This window comes from Pseudomonas cremoris (assembly GCF_014230465.1).
On the sequence record NZ_JAAXCY010000001.1, the window covers coordinates 103650 to 129304 of the forward strand.

A 25655-nucleotide genomic window follows, 5' to 3' on the forward strand; every position below is an offset into this window, starting at 1 on the left:
GATGGGCAGAAGATTGTGGACCATGCGAGCGCGGGCCTAACTAAGCACTACCAGCGAGAGCTCGATGACATTATCTAGTCCGAGGCGATTCCGGACCTGAATATCAGCGAAATCACCGGGTAGTTTTGCGCGGGTTTTACGTAGGCACAAAAAAGCCGATCTAGCTGATCGGCTCAAGTGTCTGATTTTACTCAGGAATAATGGTCGGGACGGAGTGATTCGAACACTCGACCCCTAGCACCCCATGCTAGTGCGCTACCGGACTGCGCTACGCCCCGACTAGGCGTGTTACTGGGTTCGCTTCGCAACGAAGCGATCAGGAATATACCGCAAGCTTTTGAAATGTGGAAGTATTTTAAAAGCCGGAATTATTTCTTCAAAACCACCAGCACATCTTCGAGTTCGGAGATCATCTGGCGGATCAGTTGCTTGTATTGGGTGGTGTCGTCTTTGGCTTCATCACCGGACATACGCTGGCGCGCGCCACTGATGGTGAACCCCTGGTCGTACAGCAATGCGCGGATCTGTCGGATCATCAGCACATCCTGGCGCTGATAATACCGACGGTTCCCGGTGCGTTTGACGGGGTTGAGTTGAGGAAACTCCTGCTCCCAATAGCGCAGCACGTGCGGTTTAACCGCACACAGCTCGCTAACTTCACCAATGGTGAAGTAGCGTTTGCCTGGGATGACGGGTAGCTCGTCGTTATGACTTGGTTCCAGCATAAGCCTCAACTCGGGCCTTCAACTTCTGCCCTGGACGAAAGGTGACCACACGGCGAGCCGTGATCGGGATTTCTTCTCCCGTTTTTGGATTGCGGCCAGGCCGCTGGCGTTTGTCCCGCAGGTCAAAATTGCCGAAACCGGACAATTTGACCTGTTCGTTGTCTTCCAGAGCGTGTCTGATTTCTTCAAAGAACAACTCGACCAATTCCTTGGCCTCGCGCTTGTTCAGACCCAACTCTTCGTACAGACGTTCCGCCATCTCAGCTTTCGTCAAAGCCCCCATACGTCACTTCCTTAACGTGGCGTTCAACCTTTGTTCGAGCGAGGTGAGGATATTTTGTGTCGTGGTATTCACCTCATCGTCATTAAGAGTGCGCGATGGATGCTGCCAGGTCAAGCCAACTGCAAGGCTTTTTCTATGCGGATCAATACCTTTACCCTGATAGACGTCAAATAGCCTGAGGTCTGTCAGCCATTCCCCTGCATTTTCACGGATTACATCCAGAACTGCAGTGGCGGCCACTTCACGGTCAGCGATCAGCGCCAGGTCACGGCGTACTTCAGGGAAGCGCGACAGCTCGCTGAATTTCGGCATCTTGCCCGAAGCAACTTCCGCCAGGACCAACTCGAACACGAACACCGGACGGTCAAGACCGAGGGTTTTCGACAGTTCTGGGTGGATGGCACCGACGAAACCAACCAACCGACCTTCACGTTCAATGCGTGCCGTCTGGCCCGGGTGCAGCGCCGGATGGCTGCCTGGCAGGAAGGTGAAGTCATCGAGTGCACCGGCGAAGCCCAATACCGCTTCTACGTCAGCCTTGACGTCAAAGAAGTCCACGGCGTCGCGGCCCTGCGCCCAACCTTCCGGCAGGCGGCTACCGCACACCACGCCCGCCAGCATCGGCTCTTGCTTCAAGCCATCCAACTGACCGACAAAACGCAGGCCACTTTCGAACATGCGCACGCGGTCTTGCTGACGGTTCAGGTTATGGGAAAGTGCTTTCACCAGGCCTGGCCACAGGGACGAACGCATGGCTGCCATGTCGTTGGAGATCGGGTTGGCCAGCAACAGCGGCTCGACACCAGGGCTGAACAGCTCGAACTGCTTGGGATCGATGAAGCTGTAGGTCACCGCTTCCTGATAACCACGGGCAACCAGCAGACGACGCAGCTCAGGCAAATGCGCACGCGCCTCGGCCTTCGGTTGCGGCGCCAGGCGGGCTTGCGGGTAACGAACCGGCAGGCGGTTGTAACCGTACAGACGGGCCAGTTCTTCGATCAGGTCGACTTCCAGGCTGATATCGAAACGATGGCTTGGCACCGCTACGTTCCACTGCCCTTCCTCACCCTTGGTAATAACCAAGCCAAGGGCCGACAGGTACTGCTCGATTTCAGCAGGTGCGATCACCAGGCCGAGCATTTGCTCGACACTTTTAGCACGCAACGTGATCGGCGCAACGGACGGCAGGTGCTGTTCGTTGACGGTCTCGGTAATCGGGCCGGCTTCGCCGCCGGTGATTTCCAGCAGCAGGCCAGTGGCGCGCTCCATGGCTTCACGGGCCAGCTTCCAGTCCACGCCACGCTCGTAGCGGTGCGAGGCATCGGTGTGCAGGCCGTAGGAACGAGCCTTGCCGGCGATGGCGATCTGGTCGAAAAAGGCGCTTTCAAGAAATACATCGCGAGTGGTAGCGGACACGCCACTGTGTTCGCCACCCATCACGCCGGCAATCGCCAGGGCGCGGGAATGGTCGGCGATCACCAGGGTGTCGGCACGCAGGCTGACTTCCTGGCCATCGAGCAATACCAGCTTCTCGCCTTCTTCAGCCATACGCACGCGGATGCCGCCGTTGATTTCGGCGAGATCGAAGGCGTGCAGCGGTTGACCCAGCTCCAACATTACGTAGTTGGTGATGTCGACAGCAGCATCGATGCTGCGTACGTCGGCGCGACGCAGACGCTCAACCATCCACAGCGGCGTAGGCTTGGACAGGTCGACGTTACGTATCACACGGCCCAGGTAACGTGGGCAGGCGTTTGGTGCGATGACTTCGATCGGGCGCACTTCGTCGTGCACAGCTGGCACAGCGGCAACTACTGGACGGGTGACCGGCGCGTTGTACAGCGCGCCCACTTCACGGGCCAAGCCAGCCAGGGACAAGCAGTCGCCGCGGTTCGGGGTCAGGTCGACCTCGATGCTTGCGTCTTCCAGTTCCAGGTAAACGCGGATGTCCTGGCCCACTGGCGCGTCGGCCGGCAGTTCCATCAGGCCATCGTTGCCCTCGCCTACTTGCAGCTCAGCCTGGGAGCACAGCATGCCGTTGGACTCAACACCACGCAGCTTGGCCTTCTTGATCTTGAAGTCACCTGGCAGCTCGGCGCCGATCATGGCGAACGGGATCTTCAGGCCCGGGCGCACGTTAGGCGCTCCGCACACGACCTGGAAGGTTTGCGCGCCATTGCTGACTTGGCACACACGCAATTTGTCGGCGTCCGGGTGTTGCTCGGTGCTCAGCACCTCGCCCACTACCACGCCGCTGAAAACGCCGGCGGCCGGCGTAACGCTATCGACCTCAAGACCGGCCATCGACAGACGTGCAACCAGCTCGTCGCGATCTACCTGCGGGCTTACCCAGCCACGCAGCCATTGTTCACTGAATTTCATCCTGCTCTCCTAAAGATTCGTTACGACTAGCGAAATTGCGCGAGGAACCGCAAGTCGTTGTCGAAGAACAGACGCAAGTCGTTCACGCCGTAACGCAGCATGGCCAGACGTTCAACGCCCATGCCGAAGGCAAAGCCCGAGAACTCTTCTGGATCGATCCCGGACATGCGCAGCACGTTAGGGTGAACCATGCCGCAGCCCATCACTTCCAGCCAGCCGGTCTGCTTGCAGACGCGGCAGCCTTTACCGCTGCACATCACGCATTCCATGTCGACTTCAGCGGAAGGCTCGGTGAACGGGAAGAACGATGGACGGAACCGCACCGCCAGCTCTTTTTCGAAGAACACCCGCAGGAATTCTTCGATGGTGCCTTTAAGGTCGGCGAAGTTGATATCGCGATCAACCAGCAGGCCTTCGACCTGGTGGAACATCGGCGAGTGGGTGATATCGGAGTCGCTACGGTACACACGGCCTGGGCAGACGATGCGGATCGGCGGCTTGTTCGCTTCCATGGTGCGGACCTGTACCGGCGAGGTATGGGTGCGCAACAGCATGTTCGCGTTGAAATAGAAGGTGTCGTGCATCGACCGGGCCGGGTGATGGCCTGGGATGTTGAGCGCCTCGAAGTTGTGATAGTCGTCTTCGACCTCAGGGCCTTCGGCAATGCCGTAGCCAATATGGGTGAAGAACTGCTCGATACGTTCCAGAGTCCGGGTGATCGGATGCAGGCCGCCCGAGGCCTGGCCACGGCCAGGCAGGGTTACGTCAATGGACTCGGCAGCGAGTTTGGCCGCAAGATCAGCCTCCTCCATCGTTGCCTTGCGCGCATTGAGAACCTCTGTGACACGCTCCTTGGCGACGTTGATCAGCGCACCGACCTGCGGACGCTCTTCAGCCGGCAAATTCCCCAGGGTCTTCATCACCTGAGTCAATTCACCCTTTTTGCCAAGGTAGTGAACCCGGATTTGCTCCAGGGCATTGATATCTTCAGCGCTTTGCACAGCCTCAAGAGCTTGAGCGACGAGCGCGTCCAGGTTTTCCATGTACAGACTCCAGATACAAAATAGGGGAAGAGCTTGAAGGCTCTTCCCCTATTTAAGACGTTCACCACCTTGGGCTGCAGGAGCAACCCAGGGTGACTGTCGGGGGTACTTAAGCCAAGGTGGCTTTAGCTTTCTCGACAATCGCGGCAAACACCGCTTTTTCGTTCACTGCCAGATCAGCCAGAACCTTACGGTCGATCTCGATGGACGCTTTTTTCAGGCCAGCGATGAAACGGCTGTAGGACAGACCGTTAACACGTGCACCAGCGTTGATACGAGCGATCCACAGAGCGCGGAACTGACGTTTTTTCTGACGACGGTCACGGTAGGCGTATTGGCCTGCCTTGATTACCGCTTGCTTGGCAACACGGAATACGCGTGAACGCGCGCCGTAGTAGCCTTTAGCAAGTTTCAGAATTTTTTTGTGACGCTTACGGGCAATGACGCCACGCTTTACACGAGCCATGAGTTACTTCCTCTATTCTTGATCCAAAAATTAACGAAGGCGCAGCATGCGCTCGACTTTTGCCACGTCAGACGGATGCAGCAAGCTGCTACCGCGCAGTTGACGCTTACGCTTGGTCGACATTTTGGTCAGGATGTGGCTCTTGAAAGCGTGCTTGTGCTTGATACCGTTAGCAGTTTTCAGAAACCGCTTAGCAGCACCACTTTTAGTCTTCATCTTTGGCATGTTCGGATACTCCGCATTCAGTTGATAAACATAATCAGAAGGCCTGCCGTGCCCTGTTGATTACTTCTTCTTTTTCGGGGCGATGACCATGATCAGCTGGCGTCCTTCCATCTTAGGATGCTGTTCGACCGAACCGTACTCGAGCAGGTCAGCTTCAACCCGCTTGAGGAGTTCCATCCCCAGCTCCTGGTGGGCCATCTCACGGCCGCGGAATCGCAAGGATACCTTGGCCCTGTCCCCATCACTCAGGAAACGTACCAGGTTGCGCAGTTTTACCTGGTAATCCCCTTCCTCCGTCCCTGGACGAAACTTGATTTCTTTTACTTGAATCTGCTTTTGGTTCTTCTTCGCCGCAGCAATCTGCTTCTTCTTTTCGAAGATCGATTTGCCGTAGTCCATCACCCGGCAAACAGGCGGGACTGCGTCGGCGGAGATTTCCACCAGGTCCAATTTGGACTCTTCAGCGATACGAAGCGCTTCATCAATCGAGACGATGCCAATCTGCTCGCCGTCAGCGCCAATTAACCGAACCTCGCGTGCCGAGATATTCTCGTTGATCGGGGCTTTCGGTGCAGCTCGTTTATCTTGTCTCATTTCACGCTTAATAATAATTACTCCGAATCTGGGCGACCACGCCGGGAAACCGCTTGCGCGAGGAACTCAGCGAACTGGGCGACGGGCATCGAGCCCAGGTCAGCACCTTCACGAGTACGCACAGCGACAGTCTGCATCTCGACTTCCCGATCTCCGATAACCAAAAGATAGGGAACCTTGAGCAAAGTATGCTCGCGGATTTTAAAGCCGATCTTTTCATTTCTCAAGTCGGACTTGGCACGAAACCCGCTTTCGTTGAGAGTTTTTTCAACTTCAGCGGCAAAATCTGCCTGTTTATCAGTGATATTCATGATCACTGCCTGGGTCGGAGCCAGCCACGCAGGGAATGCACCCTCGTAGTGCTCGATCAGGATCCCGACGAACCGTTCGAACGAACCGAGGATCGCCCGGTGCAGCATAACCGGGTGTTTACGGCTGTTGTCTTCGGAGACGTATTCGGCTCCCAGACGGATCGGCAGGTTAAAATCGAGCTGCAGGGTACCACACTGCCAGACGCGGCCAAGGCAATCTTTCAGCGAGAACTCGATCTTCGGACCGTAGAAGGCGCCCTCGCCCGGCTGCAGATCGTACGCAAGGCCCGCACTGTCCAGTGCTGCGGCCAACGCAGCTTCAGCGCGATCCCACAGCTCGTCGGAACCGACGCGTTTTTCCGGACGAGTGGACAGCTTCATCTCGACTTCGGTGAAACCGAAATCACGATAAACGTCCATGGTCAGCTTGATGAACGCAGCGGATTCGGCCTGCATCTGCTCTTCGGTGCAGAAGATGTGGGCGTCATCCTGGGTGAAGCCACGCACGCGCATGATGCCGTGCAGCGCACCCGATGGCTCGTTGCGGTGGCAAGCACCGAACTCGGCCAGGCGCATCGGCAACTCGCGGTAGCTCTTCAGGCCCTGGTTGAACACCTGCACGTGGCATGGGCAGTTCATGGGCTTGATGGCGTAGTCGCGGTTTTCCGACTGAGTGGTGAACATGTTGTCGGCGTAGTTGGCCCAGTGCCCGGATTTCTCCCACAGGCTACGGTCAACGACCTGCGGAGTCTTGATCTCCAGGTAGCCGTTTTCACGCTGAACCTTGCGCATGTACTGCTCAAGCACCTGGTACAGGGTCCAGCCGTTCGGGTGCCAGAACACCATGCCCGGCGCTTCTTCCTGGAGGTGGAACAGGTTCAGGCGCTTGCCGATCTTGCGGTGATCGCGCTTCTCGGCTTCTTCGATGCGCTGGATGTAGGCGGCCAGTTGCTTCTTGTCAGCCCAGGCAGTTCCGTAGATCCGCTGCAGTTGCTCGTTCTTCGCATCGCCACGCCAGTAGGCACCGGACAACTTGGTCAGCTTGAACGATTTAAGGAAGCGCGTGTTCGGCACGTGCGGGCCACGGCACATGTCGACATATTCTTCGTGGTAGTACAGGCCCATGGCCTGTTCTTCCGGCATGTCTTCTACCAGACGCAGCTTGTAGTCTTCGCCACGGGCAGTGAACACGTCGATCACTTCGGCGCGCGGCGTAACTTTTTTGATCACGTCGTAATCTTTTTCGATCAGCGCGTGCATGCGCTGCTCGATGGCCGCGAGGTCGTCCGGCGTGAAAGGACGCTCGTAGGCGATGTCGTAATAGAAGCCTTCGTCGATGACCGGGCCGATTACCATTTTCGCCGTTGGGTACAACTGTTTGACCGCGTGGCCAATCAGGTGAGCGCAAGAGTGACGAATGATCTCCAGGCCCTCTTGATCCTTGGGCGTGATGATTTGCAGGCTGGCGTCAGTGGTGATCAGGTCGCTGGCGTCAACCAGCTTGCCGTCGACCTTGCCGGCCACAGTGGCCTTGGCCAAGCCGGCACCAATGGATGCGGCGACCTCAGCTACGGAAACCGGATGATCGAATGAACGTTGACTACCGTCGGGAAGAGTAATAGTTGGCATGGCGCCTCCTCTCCTAGTGGTGACCCCTACCAAAGGTCACGTGGGTTGGGATGAGCCAGTACAAGATCCAATACCAGGCCGTTCATTGATGAACGCCTGCCTTACAGCGGCAGGAGCCTTTCGGCCAACCGATAATCGAACCAGAGTGACTGGAGTGAGCTAAAAAGAACATGGCAAGGCGGCAAATGGCGCGCCTGGGAATAGCCAGGGCATCGATGCTAGCACAGATGAACGGTCATCGCGCCGACGCCACGTTATGTAATGACAAATTCCTGGTTTCAACGCTGCAAAAGTGAACTTGAGCTGTACGCAATACCTCAAACCCACTGAGAATCGCCGTTCGTCCTCGACCCAAAGGAGCATCCCATGATGCGTTTTACCTCGACCCTCGCTCTCGCCGCTTCCCTGACCCTACTTTCTCTCGGCGCACAGGCAGCAGCGCCGTCGAACTGGCCAGCCGGAGCTCGCGACAGCTTTGTCAAAGATTGCAGTGCAGCGGCTCAGCAGAGCGTCGACGCCAAAACGGCCAAAGACCACTGTGAATGTGGCGCCGACAAGATCAATGCCGAACTGACCACGGCGGAGATCAAGGAACTGATGACCAACCAGAACGCCAAGCCCGAACTGAAAAACAAAGCAGTTGCTGCTATTTCGTCCTGCAAAGTCGTGCAGAAAAAGTAAGATTGGCCAATGATCAGACGGTCGTTTTGCTGAAAAAACAGCCTGAAAACTGCCATTTCTCACAAATTACGCAGCTTTTACGGCTTTTTTTACCAGCTGATATTTCGCAGCAAAGCCCCGTAGACCGGGGCTTTCAGCTGAACCAAGCACTAAACGCAACGCTATTGATTAGCAAACAATGCCTTGGGGGGGCTCCCAAGCCGAACATTTCGACTATGATAGCCCGGTGTGCCCAGTTGGCCTGAGCAGCACAGCACTACTGAAAATATATGTTTCTTGGAGATACACCATGTCTAATCGCCAAACCGGCACCGTTAAATGGTTCAACGATGAAAAAGGCTTCGGCTTCATCACTCCTCAAGGTGGCGGTGACGACCTGTTCGTACACTTCAAAGCTATCGAAAGCGACGGTTTCAAAAGCCTGAAAGAAGGCCAAACCGTTTCCTTCGTGGCTGAGAAAGGCCAAAAGGGTATGCAAGCTGCACAGGTTCGCGGCGAGTAATTCTCCGCTGAGCTAAAAAAAACCCCGTCCATGTGACGGGGTTTTTTATGGGCGCTGCAAAAACCTGGGGAGACTTAGCCGCAATTGACCCGCGTGATCACCAGGTTGTCGTCGGTGTTCAGGTTGAGACGGTCGGAGCGGTACTCCAGGGTGATCATGTCGTTGGGCTTGAGGATCCGGGCGTTCTGCGCACCGGCGCGAGTACGGGCCTGCTCAAGCAACTGGGGCGAGGCTTTCTGGCCGATAGTGAATTCGGCGGCCTTCGACTCACAGCGGCTATGACCGGCATCGGCCACGGTGGCGTCTTTGGCTGGCTCAGAGGCACCCGGGGTGCTGCAACCCGCCAACGCGAGTGCTGCCAACAAAGTACCGAATGATGCGAGCTTCCAAGGCATGAAGCCTCCTATGATAAAAAATGGACAGAGATCGTGCGACAGCGGTCTGGCGAATTGGTTTCAAGACGTAAACTGCCGATGCGCAAGTCTGCCTGACTCTCGACCGGCAATCGCTTGGGCAATCGTGACCAGATATGAACGTGATCAGTAGATATCGATGTAGTCAAACGGCGGTTTTGGCCAATTCTGCTTCAGCGCATTGAAAATCTGCGTAACCCAGACTTCGTCACTGGCAGCCACGTTACCCACATAACCAGAGCCCTTGGCCCAGGTTTCCAGGCGAAACAGCAGCCCATCAATATCCACACCGCCTACGGCCTTCCCGGACGAAATATAGGCAATGCCCCCCTTGGTTACCCGCAACTGGGTATGTTCGTCGTCACTGGCGCTCGCGATCAGCTGACGCACAGCGGCCAGGGTCAAGCTCTCGGGGTTGTTCAAATCAATCTGCACGCGGTGTTCCCCGGTGATTAAACAAGGAGACAGTGTCGCACAGCGACGCCCTCTTGCCGAAGTGACTTATGCCTAAGTATCAGTGCCAAACCCGATACAAAATGGTTAACTGCGCCGGCAAGAACCGCGTTTTAGCGCACTACCCTGCACTTTTAGCCCCGTGAGACCTCCATGACCACCGTAACGCTCCAAGCCGATATCAAAGCCAAGTGGCCCCAAGGACAGAGTTCCTACAGCCCCGGCAGCACAGAGGAATTGGCAATCATCGGCATCGACCTACTGGTCAAGGAACTCGGGACCCAAGCGGCACAAGCGTTTATCGGCCAGGTATTCGAAAAATACCCGGCCGATCACATGGGCGCCCACAACCCCGAGCGCGAATAAGAACCGGCCGGCGAACGCCGACCGGAAAACCGCTTATTTCAGGCGCGCCAGGCGCTCGGTCAGCAGATCGAAGAAGCCCTGGGCGTCACCGTTTTCAACCCAGAACACATTCTTTTCCTGCTTCAAGCCGTCGTACCAATCGACGATGGTCTGACCAAACGTCGGGCCTTCGCGACTATCCACCACCATGTTGACCTGGCGGCCACTGAACAGCGATGGCTTGAGCAGATAGCCAACGACGGTTGCGTCATGCACCGGCCCGCCTGGGATGCCGTAGTGCTCCATGTCACCCTTGACGTATTCGTTGAGAATATTGCTGACGACTTTACTGGCGTTATTGTTCAGATCGGCGATCTTTTTCAAGCGCGCTTCACTGGTCAGCACCTTGTGCGTCACGTCCAGCGGCAGGTACGTCAGCTTGACTCCACTCTTGAGCACGATCTCAGCCGCAACCGGATCGGCAAACAGGTTGAACTCGGCCACCGGCGTGATATTGCCACCGTTGAAGTGTGCACCGCCCATCACCACCACTTCCTTGATGCCTTGGGTGATTTCAGGAGCCTGGGTAAGCGCCAGCGCCAGGTTGGTCTGCGGGCCCAACATCGCAATCGTGATGCTGTGCGGCTTGGCAGTGCTCAATGTCTTGACCAGGTAATCAACGGCATTGCCTTCGGCCAGGCCTTTTTTCGGCTCGTGTACGGTGACGCCGGAAATACCTTCCTTGCCGTGGATATTTTCAGCGTAGATCGGTGTGCGCAGCAGCGGTTTCGGCGCACCGGCATACACCGGAATGTCCTCCCGCCCTGCCCACTCGCGGGCTAGCCTTGCGTTGCGGGAAGTCTTGTCCAGACGCACGTTGCCAGCGACAGTGGTCAACGCCCGAATGCTCAGTTCCTCCGGAGAGGCCATGGCAAACAACAAGGCCACCACATCGTCGGCGCCTGGGTCAGTGTCGATGATCAAGTCGATTTTTTCCGCCGCTTGGGCGCTTGCTGCGGTGAGTGCGGACAAAAGCAAAACACTCCGGAACAGATTTCTCAGGGTTGGGAGACCACGTTGCATAAAGCACTCCTTGTCGTTGGAAAAGGCTAGAACGTTACGCCGGACACCAGCGCAATATTGCAGTAAGGCTGACACTCGCCAGTACGTACCACGGCCCGCGCCTTGCGACTGAGCTGCTTGAACTCCTCGTGGCTGACCAGGCGCCGATCACCCAGAGCCGCGTGCTCTGTGAGGGTATTCAGGTCACTCAGGGCCGGCGGCTGCTTGAGCAGAATTTCTTCAGCCAGTACATGGCTTTCCACCTGCATTTCGCTGAGCACAACGCGCAACGTGCTGATGAAGTCCGGGATGCCTTGAGTCAATGCAAGGTCGATCAACTCGACGCCCGGCGGCACCGGCAGGCCAGCATCGCCGATCACCAAGATATCGCCGTGGCCCAGGGAGGCGATCACACGCGACAGGGCAATATTGAGCAGAGGGGTCTTTTTCATGGGGACACAAAACCTTGTACGTCGTGCAACGTAGGAATAGAGGGTTGCGCACCGGCACGGGTCACTGACAACGCCGCCGCGACCTGACCGAAGCGAATGGCTTCGGCTTCGCTTTTTCCGCCGGCCAATGCGGCGGCAAAGCCACCCACAAAGGTGTCGCCAGCCGCCGTCGTGTCCACCGCCTTGACCTTGGGCGCTGGCAGGTGCTCAAAGGTCAGGCCGTCAGTAAACAATGCGCCTTGGGAGCCCAGCGTGATGATGACCTTACCTGCGCCCGCCTTGATCAGGTGAGTCGCGGCCAGCTTGGCACTGTCGAGTGAATCCACCGTTACACCGCTCAGCGCAGTGGCTTCGCTTTCGTTGGGAATCAAGTAATCAATCGAGGCGTACCACTCGGCAGGCAGCGGTGCGCTAGCCGGCGCCGGATTGAGGATCACGGTCTTACCCAATTCTCGGCCACGCTTGAGCGTGAAGCCCACGGTCTCCATAGGCACCTCCAACTGGCAGACGACCACCTCGGCTGCCTGCAGCACCGCGTCATACGCCTGCAACGAGGCCGACGTCAGTTCACCGTTGCTACCGGCAACGATCACAATCGCGTTCTGGCTGTTGTCATCCACCACGATCAGCGCCACACCACTGGAGCCATCCACACGGCTGACGGCCTGGCAGTCAATACCTTCCACCAGCAACGCGTCACGCAGCTCAGTGCCGTAGGCATCGGTGCCGACGCAGCCGATCATCGCAACCTCTGCCCCCAGCCGCGCCGATGCCACCGCCTGGTTGGCGCCCTTGCCGCCAGGCACCGTGGAGAACGTTTGGCCGATCAGCGTTTCACCGGCACGCGGCAACCGGCTTGCGCGGGTGACCAAGTCCATGTTCAAACTGCCTACTACCACTACTTTTGCGGGCATACATCAGTACTCATCAATTCGGTTCAGCGGTATTGAGCGAAGACACCGGCGACGGGCGCCGTCGACTCGCGCAATACAATGCTCGGCGTCACGATTCGTTGATCGATCGGCAGTTGGGGTGTCGCAATTCGTTTCAGTAAAAGCTCAGCCGCTGTTTCACCCAACTGGACGATCGATTGCCCGACCGTGGTCAACGCCGGGTAGACGTATCGGCCCATTTGAATGTCATCGAAACCGATCACCGACAGCTCGCCAGGCACACGAATGTTACGCTCAGCTGCTGCGCGCAACACGCCGAAACCAATCATGTCGTTGCTGGCAAAAATAGCGCTGGGCGGGTTTTCGGCCAGCAGTTGCACCGCAGCAGCGTAACCACCAGTGCTGGTGAAATCGCTTTCCTGGGTACGATTGGGTGCCACTTCCACACCCGCCTCATGCAATGCGCGGTGGTAACCGGCCAGACGCATTTGCGCCACGCGAGTGCGCGCGGGGCCGCCGATGCAGGCGATATCCCGGTGCCCCAATTCAAGCAAGTGCCGGGTCGCCAGATAGGCGCCCTCCTCGTGATCGATACGCACCAGATCGACATCAATGCCGTCCAGCGCCCGGTCGACAATTACCATCGGCGTGCGCACTGCGCTCACGCCGGCGGCCAGCCCGCTATCGTCGCCACCCACCGAGGTCACGATGAGGCCGTCAATGCGTTTTTCCAGCAACACCCGCAGATAGTTGCGCTGCTTTTCAGCGTTGTCGTCGGAATTGCAGAGGATCACGCAGTAGCCGTTACGCTCGCAGTAATCCTCGATACCCCGGGCCAACTCGGCGAAGTACGGGTTGAGGCTGTTGGGCACCAGCAAGCCGATGGTGGCTGTGGTCTTGGCCTTGAGCGAACGCGCGACGGCGCTGGGTACGTAGTCGAGTTGTTTGATCGCAGCTTCGACTTTAATTCGTACCGGCTCGCTGACCGGACGCGTCTTGTTCACCACATGTGACACCGTGGTGTAGGAAATACCTGCAAGCGCTGCCACATCCTTGATCGTTGCCATGGTTCAGCCCCGCCGACTGGCGCGGCGGCTGCGGTAGGTATCGAGAACCACTGCAATCACAATCACGGCACCGGTAATGATGCGTTTAGTGGGCTCCGTGGCCCCGATCTGCGCCAGGCCGGCGGCCAATACTGAAATAATCAACACACCAAAGAAAGTACTGATGACCGAACCGCGCCCACCCATCAGGCTGGTGCCGCCGATCACGACTGCTGCAATCACTTGCAACTCCAGGCCGGAGCCAGCATTTGGGTCCGCCGCTTCCAGGCGCGAAATCTGGAACAGTGCCGCCACACCCGCCAATAGGCCCATCAGGCTGAAGACCAGGATCTTGTAGGGCTTGGGATTGATCCCCGCCAGGCGTACGGCTTCTTCGTTGGTACCGATACCGATCAAGTACCGACCGAATACCGTCCGCGTCAGCACCAATTGGGCGACGATGATCACCAGCAGCGCAATGATGAACGAAGGTGAAATGCCGAACGCGACCGGGTTGGACAGCCAGGCAAACGAGTCACCGATATAGGCCGTACGTGAACCGGTCATCTGGTACGCCACGCCGCGCGCCATTTCCAACACGCCCAGGGACACGATAAACGACGGAATGCGCCAGGCCACGGTGATCGAACCGGTAATGGTGCCTGCCAGTGCAGCGCAGCCCATACCCAGCACAGCGGCCGGCAACACGCTCCAGCCCCAGCCCAGGATCGCCACGCTGACTGCCGACGCCGCCAGCGCCAGCACCGACCCCACCGACAGATCGATGCCACCGATGATCAGGATGAAGGTCATGCCCACCGCCAGCACCATCAGGTCCGGGATCTGGTTGGCCAGGGTGCTGAACGTGTCGTAGGACAGGAAGTGATCGCTGAGCACTGAGAACAGCGCGATCATCGCAAGCAACGCGCCCGCCAGCCCAAGGTAGGTGCCCAGGCCATAGAAGTTGCCACCGGCTTTACCGGGGGAAGTTGTGGTTTTCATGGGGTATCCCTAAGCGCTGCGTCGTTGAGCAGCGCATCGCGTTTCTGATAGCCGGCAAAGGCGGCGGCAAGCAAATCGTCTTGGGTCCAGCTGTCGCGCTCAAATGTCTCGATCAAGCGTCCGGCGGACAACACACCGATGCGGTCGCAGATCAGCATGAGTTCACGCAGGTCGCTGGACACCACCACCAGTGCTTTGCCCTGGCGTGTCAATTCGCCGAGCAAGGCATAAATATCGAACTTGGCACCGACGTCGATCCCACGGGTGGGCTCATCGAACAGCATCACCGAGCAATCGCGCTCCAGCCAACGGCCGATCACGACCTTCTGCTGGTTGCCGCCGGACAGCTCGGAAACCAATTGCGCCGGACCGGAACTGCGGATACGCATGGCATCGATCTGGCGTTTGGCCAAGGCGGTTTCGTCGCTGCCATTGACCACCCCGCCGCCGGAGATTTCCGGCATGTTGCCTAGCGCGATGTTGGCGCTGATGGACTGGGTCAGCAGCAGGCCTTCACCCTTGCGATCCTCGGTAATCAGTGCGATGCCATGGCCCACCGCGTCCACTGGCGAGCGGATGCTCACCACCTGGGCTGGCGAACCTAGCGCGACGGTACCGCTGTCAGCCAGGTCGGCGCCGAAGATCAGGCGCAACAGTTCAGTCCGGCCAGCGCCGATCAGCCCGGAGATACCGTAGATCTCGCCTGCGCGAACCTCAAAGGACACATCGCGGACCTTGTCGGAGCGGGTCAGGCCTTTCACCGTCAGGGCCGGGCCGCCGATTGTGCGCGGGCCCAAGTCAATCTGTTCACCCAGCTCGCGGCCGACCATCAAGGTCACCAACTGCTCGCTGTTGTAGTTGGCCATCGGCTCGACGCAGACCAATTTGCCGTCACGCAGGACCGCAATGCGTTGGGCGACACGGGACAGCTCTTCCAGCCGGTGCGAAATATAAATGATCGCCACGCCCCGGGCCTGCAAGCGGGTGATTTGTTCAAACAGCATTTCGACTTCACGGGCCGTCAACATGGCCGTGGGCTCATCGAGAATCAGCACATGGCAATCGCCGATCAGGTTGCGGGCGATCTCGACCATTTGCTGATGACCGATACCAAGGCTGCCGACCAGCGTGTCCGGGTCAATCGCGTCCAAGCCGACTTGGGCCATGGCCTCGATTGCGGCCTTGCGCAGTTGCTTGCGGCTGATCCAGCCACAGTGGCTTGGCAGGTTGTCCAGGAACAGGTTTTCGGCCACGGTCAGCGTCGGCAGCAGGTTGAGCTCTTGCATGACCATGCGCACACCCAGCTCTTCAGCCTGAGTGCGGCTGCCAGGGCGGTAGTCCTGACCGTTGAATTGCATGTGCCCGGTGGTCGGAGTGACCAGCCCGCCGATAATTTTCGACAAGGTGCTTTTGCCTGCACCGTTCTCACCGGTCAGCGCCAGCACTTCGCCGCGATTGAGCGTCAGGGTGATGTCGGACAGCACCGGCTGGGCGTAGGTCTTACCGATACCGCTGACCGAGAGGACAGCGTTCGGGGCGGAAGATGACATAGGAAAATCTCCAGGCGCCCGCTCAGGACGAGCGGACGCTGTTGGGTGCCGCCAGGATTACTTCTTGAGGACGAGCTCGACCGGGGTTTCGATCACGCCATCCTTGGAGTCGACTTTCTCACCCTTGACCAGCTTGAGCGCATTCTGGATACCGAATACAGCTTGCTGGGCAGCCGCCTGGTCGGCGGTAGCCAGCACGCGGCCGTCCTGCAGCATCGGCTTGATGGCTTCGATGTTGTCGTAGCCCACTACCAATACCTTGCCGGCCTTGCCAGCCGCACGCACGGCGGAAACAGCGCCCAACGCCATGTTGTCGTTACCGGCCAACAGCGCCTTGAGGTCCGGGTACTCGCTCAACATGGCAGAGGCTACCTTCTGACCCTGGTCGATTTCCCAGTTACCGGATTGGGTAGAAACGATCTTCATGCCTGCTGCGTCCATCGCATCTTTGTAGCCTGCGGTGCGTTGCTGGGCATTGGTGGTGGTGGGGACGCCTTCGATAATGCCGACTTTGTCACCCGCAGCCAGTTGCTTGGCCAGGTAGTCGCCCACCAATTTGGAGCCTTTGCGGTTGTCGGGGCCAACGAAGGGGATATCGAGGTTTTTGCTTTTCAGCACGTCCGGGTCCAGGCGGTTGTCGATGTTGACCACCTTGATACCGGCATCGGAAGCCTTCTTGAGCACAGTGACCAGCGCCTTGGAGTCAGCGGGGGCGATCACGATGGCGTTCACTTTCGAAAGAATCATCTGATTCACGATATCAATCTGGGCGCTGGTGTCGGTTTCGTTCTTGATCCCGTTGGTGATCATGTCGAAGTCGGCAGCGTGGGCTTTCTGGTATTCCTTGGCGCCGTCTTGCATGGTCACGAAAAATTCGTTGGCGAGGGATTTCATGACCAGGCCGACCTTGGGTTTGGCGGCGTCATCAGCGAATGCGGAAGAGAGAGGCAGGGCAGCGGATGCGGCAGCAAGCACAGCGACAGCAAGAAGACGTCCAGCGAATGGCAGCTTCATGGGTTCACTCCGATCTTATGATTATTGTGAGCAACGCTTGCTGCGAAACATCTCGCAAACGTTTGCGTTACTGAAACTATGAGAACCTTGTCGGGATTTGTCAACGGTAGAAAACGGCCTTTCATCCGAGCCCTCTAACCCCTGCCCTCTTCCCTGCGATGGGTATCGTTAAACATCCCAATCGCCCGATCGTTGTCTAAAACGACATGTAATGACAGCGCTGCTACGCGGCAGTCTGGCTTAGCCCACGAGCCTTTTCGGACAACCGAACACGATACCTCCCGATGTTCGGAAAGCCGGACAGCCATCAGACCAACCCTGTCAAAAATCAAAAAAAATAATCCATATAAACAATAACTTATATTTAATTTACTACATGAGGGAGCTTGGTACAGATCCTGCTCTAACCCATCACCTTGTGGCATTCAGAACTGCCCAGGTGTTCTAGATGAACCTGCTACAGCACTCATCAAAAACCAGAGAGAAAAATAATGAAATCTGCACTGAAGAACATTGTTCCGGGCGCATTGGCCCTCCTGCTGCTGTTCCCCGTTGCCGCCCAGGCAAAGGAAGCTGAAACCAAGACCAAACTGTCCAACGTGGTGATCCTCGCCACCGGCGGCACCATCGCCGGCGCTGGCGCCAGCGCCGCCAACAGCGCCACCTACCAGGCAGCCAAGGTTGGCATCGAGCAATTGATCGCCGGTGTTCCTGAGCTTAGCCAGATCGCCAATGTGCGCGGCGAGCAAGTGATGCAAATTGCGTCCGAAAGCATCACCAACGAAAACCTGCTGCAACTGGGTCGTCGTGTCGCCGAACTGGCCGACAGCAAGGACGTGGACGGCATCGTGATTACCCACGGTACTGACACCCTGGAAGAAACCGCCTACTTCCTGAACCTGGTGGAAAAAACCGACAAGCCAATCGTCGTGGTTGGCTCCATGCGTCCGGGCACCGCCATGTCGGCGGACGGCATGCTCAACCTGTACAACGCTGTAGCCGTGGCCGGTAGCAAAGATGCGCGCGGCAAAGGCGTGCTGGTGACCATGAACGACGAGATCCAATCGGGTCGCGACGTCAGCAAGATGATCAACATCAAGACCGAAGCCTTCAAGAGCCCTTGGGGTCCGCTGGGCATGGTGGTTGAGGGCAAATCCTACTGGTTCCGCCTGCCAGCCAAGCGCCACACCATGGACTCGGAGTTCGATATCAAGAACATCAAGAGCCTGCCCGATGTTGAAATTGCCTACGGCTATGGCAACGTGAGCGACACCGCCTACAAAGCCCTGGCCCAGGCTGGCGCAAAAGCCATTATCCACGCGGGTACCGGTAACGGCTCAGTGTCGTCCAAAGTGGTACCGGCACTGGTTGAACTGCGCAAACAAGGCGTACAGATCATTCGCTCCTCCCACGTCAATGCCGGCGGTATGGTCCTGCGCAACGCAGAACAGCCTGATGACAAGTACGACTGGGTTGCAGCGCTAGACCTGAACCCGCAAAAAGCCCGCATCCTGGCCATGGTCGCCCTGACCAAGACCCAGGACAGCAAAGAGCTGCAACGTATTTTCTGGGAATACTGATTCTCGAAAATGCTACGGCAGGGGTGGCTTAACCGCCCCTGCACCTCCGCAAATCCCCGCGATAAAAACATCCCCGTCCTACACCAAGCCGCCTTGAACGCTGTCAGAAGAACTTCTTGAAGTCTAAGCAGTTGCGAAATTGCTTACAGTTAAATACTGTGTGCACGTACAGCTAATTAAGGAACACTCCGTGGCAAAGTCCTCTTCCGCAGCGCCAACCCCGCCGGACGCCTACCAGCGCCTGGCCATCCGTGTGCAAAAGATCATCAATTCCACCAACGCCCAAAAAGCCAAGGCAGCCTTGATCTTCCGCTTGCCGGAAGAACCTGAAGATGAGTGGGAACGCTTGTTGGAAGAAATCGCGGAAAACGACAACGTCACCCTTGCCTATCGGGACGACGGCGGCGTGCAGATTTTCTGGGTTGTACCGAAGGAAGATTGATTTAATGAGTGCCCGTTTTATTGCTATGTGCTGCCTGTTTTTTGCCGTTACTGCCCATGCCCAGGCACCTCGGACGTTCAGCGAAGCCAAGAAAGTCGCCTGGAAACTCTACGCCCCACAATCCACCGAGTTCTATTGCGGTTGCAAGTACACCGGCAACCGTGTGGACCTGAAAGCCTGCGGCTACATCCCACGTAAGAACGCCAACCGTGCGGCACGAATCGAATGGGAGCACATCGTTCCGGCCTGGCAGATCGGGCATCAGCGCCAGTGTTGGCAGAACGGCGGGCGCAAGAACTGCACGCGCAATGACGAGGCTTTCAAGCGCGCCGAAGCCGACTTGCACAACCTGGTGCCCAGCATTGGGGATATCAACGGCGACCGTAACAATTTCAGTTTTGGCTGGCTGCCAGTGCAAAGCGGGCAGTACGGTTCGTGCCTGACCCAGGTGGACTTCAAGGCCAAGAAGGTCATGCCACGCCCGTCCATTCGGGGGATGATCGCCCGCACCTACTTCTATATGAGCAAGCAGTACGGACTGCGCCTATCGAAACAGGACCGCCAGCTGTACGAAGCCTGGAACAAAACCTACCCGGTACAAACCTGGGAACGCCAGCGTAACCAGACGGTCGCCTGCGTGATGGGCCGCGGTAACGAGTTTGTCGGCCCCGTGAACCTCAAGGCCTGCGGTTGAACCTGGGCGGGGCTCTCGCCCCGCCTTCTGGTTACTGCGAAGCCTTGTGTTCGATGATCTCAGACTCGGTATCGGTTTTCTTGGCCCGGGCGAGCTTTTCGGCAAGCAGTGCTTGCTTGGCCTCGGCTTCTGCCCTGGTGGCGAATGGGCCCAACAGCACGTCGTCCTTGCCGTCGACTTTCACGATATAAAAATTAAAACCATGTTCCAGCAACCAGGCGGTCAGGTCGGTAATCGCCTGCAGCTTGTGGTCCGGCGGGCCGACTCGCAGGTCCCATTCCTTAGCGGCAATCGCGCCGGTTTGTGGCTGGCTTTCGGTCACGGCAGGCTTGGCCTTGGGCGCATCGACGCTTTTGCCTTCACCGCAACCGGCCAATGCCAACACCGCAATTGCTATCGCTACTTTACGCACTGCCCTGCTCCTTTAAAGATAAAGAGGCGACTTTATCATTCACTGTCTATTCTGGCCGTCATAAACGTTGGCTTAAACAATGCGAATGATGTATCCCAGACCTGTATGATGCCGCCATGGGAATTAATGTCGCCTCTATGCGTCCTAAAAGAGGCAGTCACAGGGAAGCGCTTCGCAGTAAGCTACGCACATCCGACACTTGCCCTGTCTGAAACATGTGTCCTTCAAAGTAATCAAGGAGAAGTCCATGCTTATACTCACCCGAAAAGTCGGTGAAAGCATAAACATCGGTGATGACATCACGATCACCATCCTGGGCGTCAGCGGCCAGCAAGTACGAATCGGCATCAACGCACCCAAGGATGTTGCCGTGCATCGCGAGGAAATCTACCAGCGCATCCAGGCCGGGCTGACTGCCCCGGACAAAAACCAGACGCCTTGAAGCGACCTCAGTAGCCAGCCCTTTCGTTCTGTGACGGCTGGCGAAAACCCCTTCGAACTGCTCCTGCGGTGCCTGAGAGGACTATGGGTTCATCTTTGCTCCAAGATGAAACTGTCTTCTCGCCTGGAACTTGTTGCGTCATCCATAGCCGAATCTTCTGACCCACACCTTGCCATCCGTGTGCGCTCAGGAGCACGTCGATGATGCCTACCACTGCACAACCATTTACCTCAAGATCCTGGGCAATTACCCTGGTGATCGGGCTGTCTTTCGTCGGGCTCGAATATGCCCTGTGGCTTGAAATCGAGGGCGGCGACGCCAGCGACTCCCATTCCTGGTTCGACCTGGCGCTGCTGCTGGGCGGCTACCTGTTTATGTTCTGTCTCAAGCCCATCCAGCAGGTGGTGCAACGCAAATTGTGCCAACACTCCGATCAGAAAACTCCACGCTGATGCTCTGTTTTTTTGCGATCTGATCGCCGGCATTTACAGGCGCCCTACAAGACCTATGCTTTGGCTTGCATAGTCACCGAAAGGCGCTGAAGTAGATGGATACCCTGACTAAATCCCAAATCGAAGCTGCACTGGCAGCGCGCCTGCCCAGCTACAACGTCACGTGCACGCTGCACGCCGACGGCACCCTTTCGGCAGTCTTGAGCGGCCCCGAAACCGACCATTTCGCAATCACTGGAATAGTACGGGCGCACTATCGAGGTGCCGAAGCGATTGCACGGCTGGCCAATGAGCTACTCAGGGAAATGGTGCTTTCACGCCAAGGTATTCGAAGCAGCCGATTGCAGCCTTCACAGGGCCCAGCGCCTTGTGAACAAGGTCGAGACCCATGACAGATTCGACCTTTTCACTTCAGCCTGTCACGCCCAGCAAACTCAACAATCCGTCAGCGTTGCGCTGCACCCGCCATTGCTCATAGTCTGCGATTGACGGATGCTCCGTCACCATCGATACGTGATGCGTCGACGTCACCACCATCACATCCGCTCCTGCCGCCTCTCCCGCTCGAATGCCTACCGTCGCGTCCTCGAATACCAGGCAGTCCTGCACCGGTACATCCAGACGCTGGGCGCCAAGCACATAACAGGCCGGGTTCGGCTTGCCGATGGCCACATCTTCAGCGGTTACCAGCACCGCAGGGGGCGCGATACCTGCCGCTTGCAGTCGCCGCAACGCCAGCTCCCTGGGCGCGGATGTGACCAGTGCCCACTGATCCCCGGGCAGCCCCTTCAGAAACGCAACAGCGCCGGGAATCGCCACGACGCCTTCGACATCATTGATTTCCGCCTCCGTAATCCACTGCGCCTCCACCTCGGAGTCAATGCCAGGCAATGCCTGGCGAGTGATGGTATCAATCGCGCGAGCACCATGAATGGTCGCCAGGAACGCGGGCACATCCAAGCCGTGGCGTTCAGCCCAAATGCCCCACACACGCTCGGCGGCGGCGATGGAGTTGAGCAGGGTTCCGTCCATGTCGAACAGGAAGGCGCGATACTGTCGGGCGAATACGGCTGAACCTCGGGTGGACACTGCGTAACTTCCTCGTGGGCTGAAACAAATAAACGTCCCGACGCAATCTACGGATCACCTTGAGTCTTGTAAACGCTACCAACGCACCAGCCTCGCATTACAGTTTTGTAATGAGCCGGTAAGGCTTGCCGCCCCCCTCGCTTCATACAGTGGAGTCGTCAGTCAGCCACAACAGCTGACGTCACTTCCTACCGATGAAGAAGGGTCCACCTGATGAAGCCTGCAAGCAAACTCTGCCTGATTGCCGCCAGCCTGTTGATGCTGGGCACCGGCACCGCCATGGCCGGCACCGTCGCGCCAGTCAAGGCCAACAACGTGGTACTGGTGCACGGCTCCTGGGCCGACGGTTCAAGCTGGTCCGAGGTGATTACCCGCCTCCAGGCTGCCGGCCTGCACGTCACCGCCGTACAAAACCCGCTGACCTCAGTAGCCGACGATGTTGCCGCTACCAATCGCGTGCTAGATCAACAGGACGGTCCTACCGTGCTGGTCGGCCATTCCTACGCAGGCACCGTGGTAAGCGACGCTGGGGTCAACCCGAAAGTCAGCTCATTGGTATACGTGGCCGCCCGCGCACCGGACGCGAACGAAGATTTTGTCGCCCTCTCCGCCCAGTACCCGACCATGCCCGTGCGGTCTGGCGTGGTAGATCACGACGGCTACCTCACGCTCAGCCAGGACGCGTTCCTCAAATACTTCGCAGCCGACGTGCCCCACGCCAAAGCCCTGGAGCTATACGCCGTACAGCAGCCGATCACAAAAACGCTGTTCAGCGGCCGCACCGTAAATGCCGCCTGGCACACCAAGCCGTCCTGGTACGCCGTGTCGACGAACGACCAGACCATCAACCCGGACCTGGAGCGTTTTCTTGCCAAACGCATGAACGCCACCACCCTCGAGTTGCCGTCGAGCCATTTGTCGTTGGTGTCCCACGCCAAGGAAATCACCGACCTGATCCTCGAAGCCTCCGGCCGCCAGCCTTAAGCCCTTTATTACAAACTTGTCATCGTCCTGTTGGCGGGCTGTTTGGGTCGCCTGGTTACTGTGAATCTACTGCCACGACCTGGCAGCCCCCCCTTAAAGAGAGAGATCGCCATGAAACTGTTTATGTTCGGCTTCGCCGCCTTGCTCGTCACCGGCTCTGTGTTTGCCGCCGATGCGCCCAACGTGATCCACGACAAAGTCGGCTTCTTCGTGCATCTGGACGTCGCCAAAGTACTGTCCAGCACCGACACCTACGGCCAATGCGGCATCGTGCCCGCGCGACTCGATTATCTGGATCACCAAAATCGCGAACACGTGATGGATTACCAGGTACAGGCTATCGGCTGCCCCAGTGACAACTGATCGGACTACACTTGCGCCACGCATTGAAACAGGGCATTTCCCATGAACATCCTCGTAGTCGAAGACGAACCCAAGGCCGGTAACTACCTGCTCAACGGCCTGCAAGAACTGGGCTATTCCGTAACCCTTGCCCGCGATGGCGTGGACGGTCTGCACCAGGCGCTGGAAACCTCGTTCGATGTGATCGTGCTGGATGTGATGATGCCGAAAATGGACGGTTGGGAAGTGCTGCGCCGACTGCGCAAAGAAGCGGACACCCCGGTACTTTTTCTAACGGCCCGCGATGATATTTCCGACCGCATCAAGGGCCTCGAGCTCGGCGCCGACGACTACCTGATCAAACCCTTCTCCTTCGCCGAACTGGTGGCGCGCCTGCGCACCCTCACCCGCCGTGGCCCGAGCCGGGAGGAAGAACAACTGCAGATCGCCGACCTGCAAATCGACGTATTGAAACGTCGCGTCTCTCGCGGCGGCACACGAATCACCCTGACCAATAAGGAATTTGCCCTGCTGCATCTGTTCGCCACCCACCAGGACCAGGTTCTGTCACGCTCGATGATCGCCTCCCGGGTGTGGGACATGAACTTCGACAGCGACACCAACGTGGTCGACGTAGCCGTACGGCGCCTGCGCCTGAAAATCGACGATCCGTTCCAACTCAAGCTGATCCACAGCGTGCGCGGTATCGGCTATCGCTTCGACACACAACCATGAACAATCGCCGCCCTCACTCCCTGACCCTGCGCCTGGCGCTGATCTTCGCCCTGCTCGCCTTTGCATTGCTGGCTACCTTGGGCGTGGCGCTTTATCGCGAGCTGGAGCGAGAGTTGGTCATGCGTGACGATGCAGCGCTGATCACTCGCGTGAATCAACTGCGAAACCTGCTCAACGACAGCAACACCCTGGACTTGATCAAGACCAAGCCGGAGCTGTTCCAGAACATGCTCGGCAACCGCGAGTCAGTTCTAAGCATCGCCACCCCGGGGCAAAAGCCGCTGCTGCTGGTCAACCCAGGCAACATCGAATTGCCGTCTATAACTCCCGTACCAAAAGACCACGAATTGATACTCGCCGATGTGCACCATCTACCCGGCGTGAATGGCGTTCCCTTCTCCACAGTGTCTGCCTCCATCGACTCTGGAGACCTGGGCAGCCTGCAAGTCACTACGGGGCGCCTGATGACCGAGCGCACCGCCGTACTCGCCAGCTACCGGTTAAGCGTTTATATCCTGGCAAGCATCGCTGCGATCATCCTGGCGCTTGTTGGCTACCTGCTGGTGCATCGCGGGCTGCTACCGTTGCGACGCCTGGCCGAGCATGCCCAAGGGATTGGTGTTGGCAACCTTGCCGAACGCCTCGACAGCCATGGCGCGCCAAAAGAACTGCTGCCGATGATCGACGCCTTCAACACCATGCTTGAGCGCCTGGCCAAGGGTTTTGTGCAACTGGGTCAAGTGTCCACCGATATGGCCCACGAACTACGCACGCCGATCAACAACCTGTTGGGCGAGACCCAGGTCGCACTGCAACAAAGCCGCAGCATCGAAAGCTACCAACATCTGCTGGCGTCGAATGTCGAAGAGCTTGAGCGCCTGGCGCGGATGCTCGACAACATGTTGTTCCTGGCCCGCACCGACCCAGCCAGTGCCTTGCGACAACGCCAGGCGCTCAGCGCGGTGGATGAAGTAAAACGCATTGCCGACTACTTCGAAGGCCTGGCGAGTGATGTGGATATTCGCATTATCGCCAAGGGCGAAGGTGTGATCTGGGCCGAACCGATGTTGCTGCGCCGGGCGCTGGCCAACCTATGTGCCAACGCCATCAAATACGGCGCACCCAACTCCGAATTGTTGATAGAGGCGGCTCCAGATACCGAAGGCATCAAGCTGCGGATCAGCAACAGCGGTGAAACCATCGCGGCCGAGCACTTACCGCGGTTGTTCGAACGGTTTTACCGGGTGGATCAATCGCGGGAGCGTTCGGCCCAGTCCAATGGGTTGGGCCTGTCGATTGTGGCGACCATCATGCAGCTACATAACGGGCGCTACAGCGTGAGCAGTGAGGCAGGAATGACGTGTTTTGAGTTGTACTTCCCACGACAGGAGGACTGAAAAGCACGCGCGAGA

The 25655-nt window shown here is 57.8% G+C and carries 32 protein-coding genes and 1 tRNA gene; 13 read left to right on the top strand and 20 right to left on the bottom strand.

Going from position 1 to position 25655, the window contains the following annotated elements:
• Positions 1-201: 201 nt before the first annotated feature.
• From HF257_RS00410 to thrS, 9 genes are all read right to left on the bottom strand, one after another.
• Positions 202-278 (bottom strand) — tRNA-Pro (locus tag HF257_RS00410).
• A 90-nt stretch (positions 279-368) separates the two neighbouring features.
• On the bottom strand, positions 369-725 hold the full coding sequence (locus HF257_RS00415) for a MerR family transcriptional regulator (RefSeq protein ID WP_003174972.1): 357 nt from the start codon (positions 723-725) through the stop codon (positions 369-371).
• On the bottom strand, positions 706-1008 hold the full coding sequence (gene ihfA, locus HF257_RS00420) for an integration host factor subunit alpha (RefSeq protein WP_002553164.1): 303 nt from the start codon (positions 1006-1008) through the stop codon (positions 706-708). The genes HF257_RS00415 and ihfA overlap by 20 nt, the downstream gene beginning before the upstream one ends.
• A gap of 3 nt (positions 1009-1011) precedes the next feature.
• The gene (pheT, locus tag HF257_RS00425; RefSeq protein ID WP_185704172.1) at positions 1012-3390 is read right to left on the bottom strand and encodes a phenylalanine--tRNA ligase subunit beta; all 2379 of its coding nucleotides are present in this window, start codon (positions 3388-3390) and stop codon (positions 1012-1014) included.
• A 26-nt stretch (positions 3391-3416) separates the two neighbouring features.
• Positions 3417-4433, bottom strand: coding sequence for a phenylalanine--tRNA ligase subunit alpha (gene pheS, locus HF257_RS00430; protein WP_017737822.1), 1017 nt, complete (start codon positions 4431-4433; stop codon positions 3417-3419).
• Positions 4434-4542: 109 nt separating this feature from the next.
• Positions 4543-4899, bottom strand: a complete 357-nt coding sequence (gene rplT, locus HF257_RS00435; protein ID WP_007913489.1) for a 50S ribosomal protein L20 — start codon at positions 4897-4899, stop codon at positions 4543-4545.
• A 30-nt stretch (positions 4900-4929) separates the two neighbouring features.
• A complete protein-coding gene (gene rpmI / locus HF257_RS00440) occupies positions 4930-5124 on the bottom strand; it encodes a 50S ribosomal protein L35 (RefSeq protein WP_002553160.1) in 195 nt (64 codons plus the stop codon).
• Between the two features lie 60 nt (positions 5125-5184).
• Complete coding sequence (gene infC / locus HF257_RS00445; protein WP_169850653.1) at positions 5185-5736, bottom strand: translation initiation factor IF-3; 552 nt, start codon at positions 5734-5736, stop codon at positions 5185-5187.
• A complete protein-coding gene (gene thrS, locus HF257_RS00450) occupies positions 5736-7658 on the bottom strand; it encodes a threonine--tRNA ligase (protein WP_185704170.1) in 1923 nt (640 codons plus the stop codon). The genes infC and thrS overlap by 1 nt, the downstream gene beginning before the upstream one ends.
• A 366-nt stretch (positions 7659-8024) precedes the next feature.
• Between thrS and HF257_RS00455 the strand changes: the two genes are divergently transcribed.
• Both HF257_RS00455 and HF257_RS00460 read left to right on the top strand, forming a co-directional pair.
• Entirely contained in the window at positions 8025-8339 is a 315-nt protein-coding gene (locus HF257_RS00455; RefSeq protein WP_185704168.1) for a hypothetical protein, read from the top strand.
• 289 nt (positions 8340-8628) lie between these two features.
• Positions 8629-8841, top strand: a complete 213-nt coding sequence (locus HF257_RS00460) for a cold-shock protein (protein ID WP_003234260.1) — start codon at positions 8629-8631, stop codon at positions 8839-8841.
• A 74-nt stretch (positions 8842-8915) separates the two neighbouring features.
• Here HF257_RS00460 and HF257_RS00465 read toward each other — a convergent pair whose 3' ends face one another.
• Together HF257_RS00465 and HF257_RS00470 are read right to left on the bottom strand one after the other, a co-directional pair.
• A complete protein-coding gene (locus HF257_RS00465; protein ID WP_185704166.1) occupies positions 8916-9236 on the bottom strand; it encodes an I78 family peptidase inhibitor in 321 nt (106 codons plus the stop codon).
• Positions 9237-9380: 144 nt separating this feature from the next.
• Complete coding sequence (locus HF257_RS00470; protein WP_185704164.1) at positions 9381-9689, bottom strand: hypothetical protein; 309 nt, start codon at positions 9687-9689, stop codon at positions 9381-9383.
• A 171-nt stretch (positions 9690-9860) separates the two neighbouring features.
• On the opposite strand from HF257_RS00470, the gene HF257_RS00475 reads away from it, so the two are divergent.
• On the top strand, positions 9861-10073 hold the full coding sequence (locus HF257_RS00475; protein WP_185704162.1) for a hypothetical protein: 213 nt from the start codon (positions 9861-9863) through the stop codon (positions 10071-10073).
• Positions 10074-10106: 33 nt separating this feature from the next.
• Here the strand turns inward: HF257_RS00475 and HF257_RS00480 are convergent, their stop codons facing one another.
• The 7 genes from HF257_RS00480 to HF257_RS00510 are packed head-to-tail and all read right to left on the bottom strand — an operon-like array spanning position 10107 to position 17071.
• Positions 10107-11135: a nucleoside hydrolase gene (locus tag HF257_RS00480; RefSeq protein WP_185704160.1), complete on the bottom strand. Its 1029-nt coding sequence runs from the start codon at positions 11133-11135 to the stop codon at positions 10107-10109.
• 26 nt (positions 11136-11161) lie between these two features.
• Entirely contained in the window at positions 11162-11566 is a 405-nt protein-coding gene (gene rbsD, locus HF257_RS00485; protein ID WP_185704158.1) for a D-ribose pyranase, read from the bottom strand.
• The gene (rbsK, locus tag HF257_RS00490; protein ID WP_185704156.1) at positions 11563-12480 is read right to left on the bottom strand and encodes a ribokinase; all 918 of its coding nucleotides are present in this window, start codon (positions 12478-12480) and stop codon (positions 11563-11565) included. The genes rbsD and rbsK overlap by 4 nt, the downstream gene beginning before the upstream one ends.
• A gap of 23 nt (positions 12481-12503) precedes the next feature.
• Positions 12504-13526 carry a LacI family DNA-binding transcriptional regulator gene (locus tag HF257_RS00495; RefSeq protein ID WP_185704154.1) on the bottom strand — a complete coding sequence of 341 codons (1023 nt, stop codon included), beginning with the start codon at positions 13524-13526 and terminating at the stop codon, positions 12504-12506.
• Positions 13527-13529: 3 nt separating this feature from the next.
• On the bottom strand, positions 13530-14507 hold the full coding sequence (locus tag HF257_RS00500; RefSeq protein WP_185704152.1) for an ABC transporter permease: 978 nt from the start codon (positions 14505-14507) through the stop codon (positions 13530-13532).
• Positions 14504-16057, bottom strand: coding sequence for a sugar ABC transporter ATP-binding protein (locus tag HF257_RS00505; RefSeq protein WP_185704150.1), 1554 nt, complete (start codon positions 16055-16057; stop codon positions 14504-14506). Before HF257_RS00505 ends, HF257_RS00500 begins: the two co-directional genes overlap by 4 nt.
• Positions 16058-16114: 57 nt before the next feature.
• Positions 16115-17071 (bottom strand): sugar ABC transporter substrate-binding protein, encoded by a 957-nt coding sequence (locus HF257_RS00510; protein ID WP_185704148.1) that lies wholly within the window; start codon positions 17069-17071, stop codon positions 16115-16117.
• Between the two features lie 491 nt (positions 17072-17562).
• Between HF257_RS00510 and HF257_RS00515 the strand changes: the two genes are divergently transcribed.
• The 3 genes from HF257_RS00515 to HF257_RS00525 all read left to right on the top strand — a co-directional run bounded on the left by HF257_RS00515 (position 17563) and on the right by HF257_RS00525 (position 19787).
• Complete coding sequence (locus HF257_RS00515; RefSeq protein ID WP_185704146.1) at positions 17563-18651, top strand: asparaginase; 1089 nt, start codon at positions 17563-17565, stop codon at positions 18649-18651.
• Positions 18652-18841: 190 nt separating this feature from the next.
• On the top strand, positions 18842-19093 hold the full coding sequence (locus tag HF257_RS00520) for a DUF1654 domain-containing protein (protein ID WP_185704144.1): 252 nt from the start codon (positions 18842-18844) through the stop codon (positions 19091-19093).
• Between the two features lie 4 nt (positions 19094-19097).
• Entirely contained in the window at positions 19098-19787 is a 690-nt protein-coding gene (locus HF257_RS00525; RefSeq protein WP_185704143.1) for an endonuclease, read from the top strand.
• A 31-nt stretch (positions 19788-19818) separates the two neighbouring features.
• On the opposite strand, the gene HF257_RS00530 is transcribed toward HF257_RS00525, so the two are convergent.
• Positions 19819-20199: an SPOR domain-containing protein gene (locus HF257_RS00530; RefSeq protein WP_185704141.1), complete on the bottom strand. Its 381-nt coding sequence runs from the start codon at positions 20197-20199 to the stop codon at positions 19819-19821.
• Positions 20200-20446: 247 nt separating this feature from the next.
• Between HF257_RS00530 and csrA the strand changes: the two genes are divergently transcribed.
• From csrA to HF257_RS33240, 3 genes are all read left to right on the top strand, one after another.
• Positions 20447-20641, top strand: coding sequence for a carbon storage regulator CsrA (gene csrA, locus HF257_RS00535; protein ID WP_003192511.1), 195 nt, complete (start codon positions 20447-20449; stop codon positions 20639-20641).
• A gap of 200 nt (positions 20642-20841) precedes the next feature.
• The gene (locus HF257_RS00540) at positions 20842-21093 is read left to right on the top strand and encodes a hypothetical protein (RefSeq protein WP_185704139.1); all 252 of its coding nucleotides are present in this window, start codon (positions 20842-20844) and stop codon (positions 21091-21093) included.
• 95 nt (positions 21094-21188) lie between these two features.
• Complete coding sequence (locus HF257_RS33240) at positions 21189-21485, top strand: hypothetical protein (RefSeq protein WP_233081210.1); 297 nt, start codon at positions 21189-21191, stop codon at positions 21483-21485.
• Between the two features lie 19 nt (positions 21486-21504).
• Here the strand turns inward: HF257_RS33240 and HF257_RS00545 are convergent, their stop codons facing one another.
• On the bottom strand, positions 21505-22182 hold the full coding sequence (locus HF257_RS00545; protein ID WP_185704137.1) for an HAD-IA family hydrolase: 678 nt from the start codon (positions 22180-22182) through the stop codon (positions 21505-21507).
• A gap of 213 nt (positions 22183-22395) precedes the next feature.
• Between HF257_RS00545 and HF257_RS00550 the strand changes: the two genes are divergently transcribed.
• The 4 genes from HF257_RS00550 to HF257_RS00565 all read left to right on the top strand — a co-directional run bounded on the left by HF257_RS00550 (position 22396) and on the right by HF257_RS00565 (position 25640).
• The gene (locus HF257_RS00550; RefSeq protein ID WP_185704135.1) at positions 22396-23166 is read left to right on the top strand and encodes an alpha/beta fold hydrolase; all 771 of its coding nucleotides are present in this window, start codon (positions 22396-22398) and stop codon (positions 23164-23166) included.
• Between the two features lie 111 nt (positions 23167-23277).
• Entirely contained in the window at positions 23278-23529 is a 252-nt protein-coding gene (locus HF257_RS00555) for a DUF2790 domain-containing protein (protein ID WP_185704132.1), read from the top strand.
• Positions 23530-23571: 42 nt separating this feature from the next.
• Positions 23572-24243 carry a heavy metal response regulator transcription factor gene (locus tag HF257_RS00560; protein ID WP_185704130.1) on the top strand — a complete coding sequence of 224 codons (672 nt, stop codon included), beginning with the start codon at positions 23572-23574 and terminating at the stop codon, positions 24241-24243.
• A complete protein-coding gene (locus tag HF257_RS00565; protein ID WP_185704128.1) occupies positions 24240-25640 on the top strand; it encodes a heavy metal sensor histidine kinase in 1401 nt (466 codons plus the stop codon). Before HF257_RS00560 ends, HF257_RS00565 begins: the two co-directional genes overlap by 4 nt.
• Positions 25641-25655: the final 15 nt, after the last annotated feature.

Coding starts and splice junctions, on each gene's coding strand:
- HF257_RS00495 (WP_185704154.1), bottom strand. CDS start 13,526: ATGGCAACGATCAAGGATGTGGCAGCGCTTGCAGGTATTTCCTACACC.
- HF257_RS00515 (WP_185704146.1), top strand. CDS start 17,563: ATGAAATCTGCACTGAAGAACATTGTTCCGGGCGCATTGGCCCTCCTG.
- HF257_RS00560 (WP_185704130.1), top strand. CDS start 23,572: ATGAACATCCTCGTAGTCGAAGACGAACCCAAGGCCGGTAACTACCTG.
- HF257_RS00460 (WP_003234260.1), top strand. CDS start 8,629: ATGTCTAATCGCCAAACCGGCACCGTTAAATGGTTCAACGATGAAAAA.
- HF257_RS00555 (WP_185704132.1), top strand. CDS start 23,278: ATGAAACTGTTTATGTTCGGCTTCGCCGCCTTGCTCGTCACCGGCTCT.
- HF257_RS00510 (WP_185704148.1), bottom strand. CDS start 17,071: ATGAAGCTGCCATTCGCTGGACGTCTTCTTGCTGTCGCTGTGCTTGCT.
- HF257_RS33240 (WP_233081210.1), top strand. CDS start 21,189: ATGGATACCCTGACTAAATCCCAAATCGAAGCTGCACTGGCAGCGCGC.
- HF257_RS00505 (WP_185704150.1), bottom strand. CDS start 16,057: ATGTCATCTTCCGCCCCGAACGCTGTCCTCTCGGTCAGCGGTATCGGT.
- pheS (WP_017737822.1), bottom strand. CDS start 4,433: ATGGAAAACCTGGACGCGCTCGTCGCTCAAGCTCTTGAGGCTGTGCAA.
- csrA (WP_003192511.1), top strand. CDS start 20,447: ATGCTTATACTCACCCGAAAAGTCGGTGAAAGCATAAACATCGGTGAT.
- HF257_RS00565 (WP_185704128.1), top strand. CDS start 24,240: ATGAACAATCGCCGCCCTCACTCCCTGACCCTGCGCCTGGCGCTGATC.
- HF257_RS00465 (WP_185704166.1), bottom strand. CDS start 9,236: ATGCCTTGGAAGCTCGCATCATTCGGTACTTTGTTGGCAGCACTCGCG.
- HF257_RS00480 (WP_185704160.1), bottom strand. CDS start 11,135: ATGCAACGTGGTCTCCCAACCCTGAGAAATCTGTTCCGGAGTGTTTTG.
- rbsD (WP_185704158.1), bottom strand. CDS start 11,566: ATGAAAAAGACCCCTCTGCTCAATATTGCCCTGTCGCGTGTGATCGCC.
- HF257_RS00550 (WP_185704135.1), top strand. CDS start 22,396: ATGAAGCCTGCAAGCAAACTCTGCCTGATTGCCGCCAGCCTGTTGATG.
- ihfA (WP_002553164.1), bottom strand. CDS start 1,008: ATGGGGGCTTTGACGAAAGCTGAGATGGCGGAACGTCTGTACGAAGAG.
- pheT (WP_185704172.1), bottom strand. CDS start 3,390: ATGAAATTCAGTGAACAATGGCTGCGTGGCTGGGTAAGCCCGCAGGTA.
- rbsK (WP_185704156.1), bottom strand. CDS start 12,480: ATGCCCGCAAAAGTAGTGGTAGTAGGCAGTTTGAACATGGACTTGGTC.
- HF257_RS00415 (WP_003174972.1), bottom strand. CDS start 725: ATGCTGGAACCAAGTCATAACGACGAGCTACCCGTCATCCCAGGCAAA.
- thrS (WP_185704170.1), bottom strand. CDS start 7,658: ATGCCAACTATTACTCTTCCCGACGGTAGTCAACGTTCATTCGATCAT.
- HF257_RS00525 (WP_185704143.1), top strand. CDS start 19,098: ATGAGTGCCCGTTTTATTGCTATGTGCTGCCTGTTTTTTGCCGTTACT.
- HF257_RS00455 (WP_185704168.1), top strand. CDS start 8,025: ATGATGCGTTTTACCTCGACCCTCGCTCTCGCCGCTTCCCTGACCCTA.
- HF257_RS00540 (WP_185704139.1), top strand. CDS start 20,842: ATGATGCCTACCACTGCACAACCATTTACCTCAAGATCCTGGGCAATT.
- HF257_RS00500 (WP_185704152.1), bottom strand. CDS start 14,507: ATGAAAACCACAACTTCCCCCGGTAAAGCCGGTGGCAACTTCTATGGC.
- HF257_RS00475 (WP_185704162.1), top strand. CDS start 9,861: ATGACCACCGTAACGCTCCAAGCCGATATCAAAGCCAAGTGGCCCCAA.
- rpmI (WP_002553160.1), bottom strand. CDS start 5,124: ATGCCAAAGATGAAGACTAAAAGTGGTGCTGCTAAGCGGTTTCTGAAA.
- rplT (WP_007913489.1), bottom strand. CDS start 4,899: ATGGCTCGTGTAAAGCGTGGCGTCATTGCCCGTAAGCGTCACAAAAAA.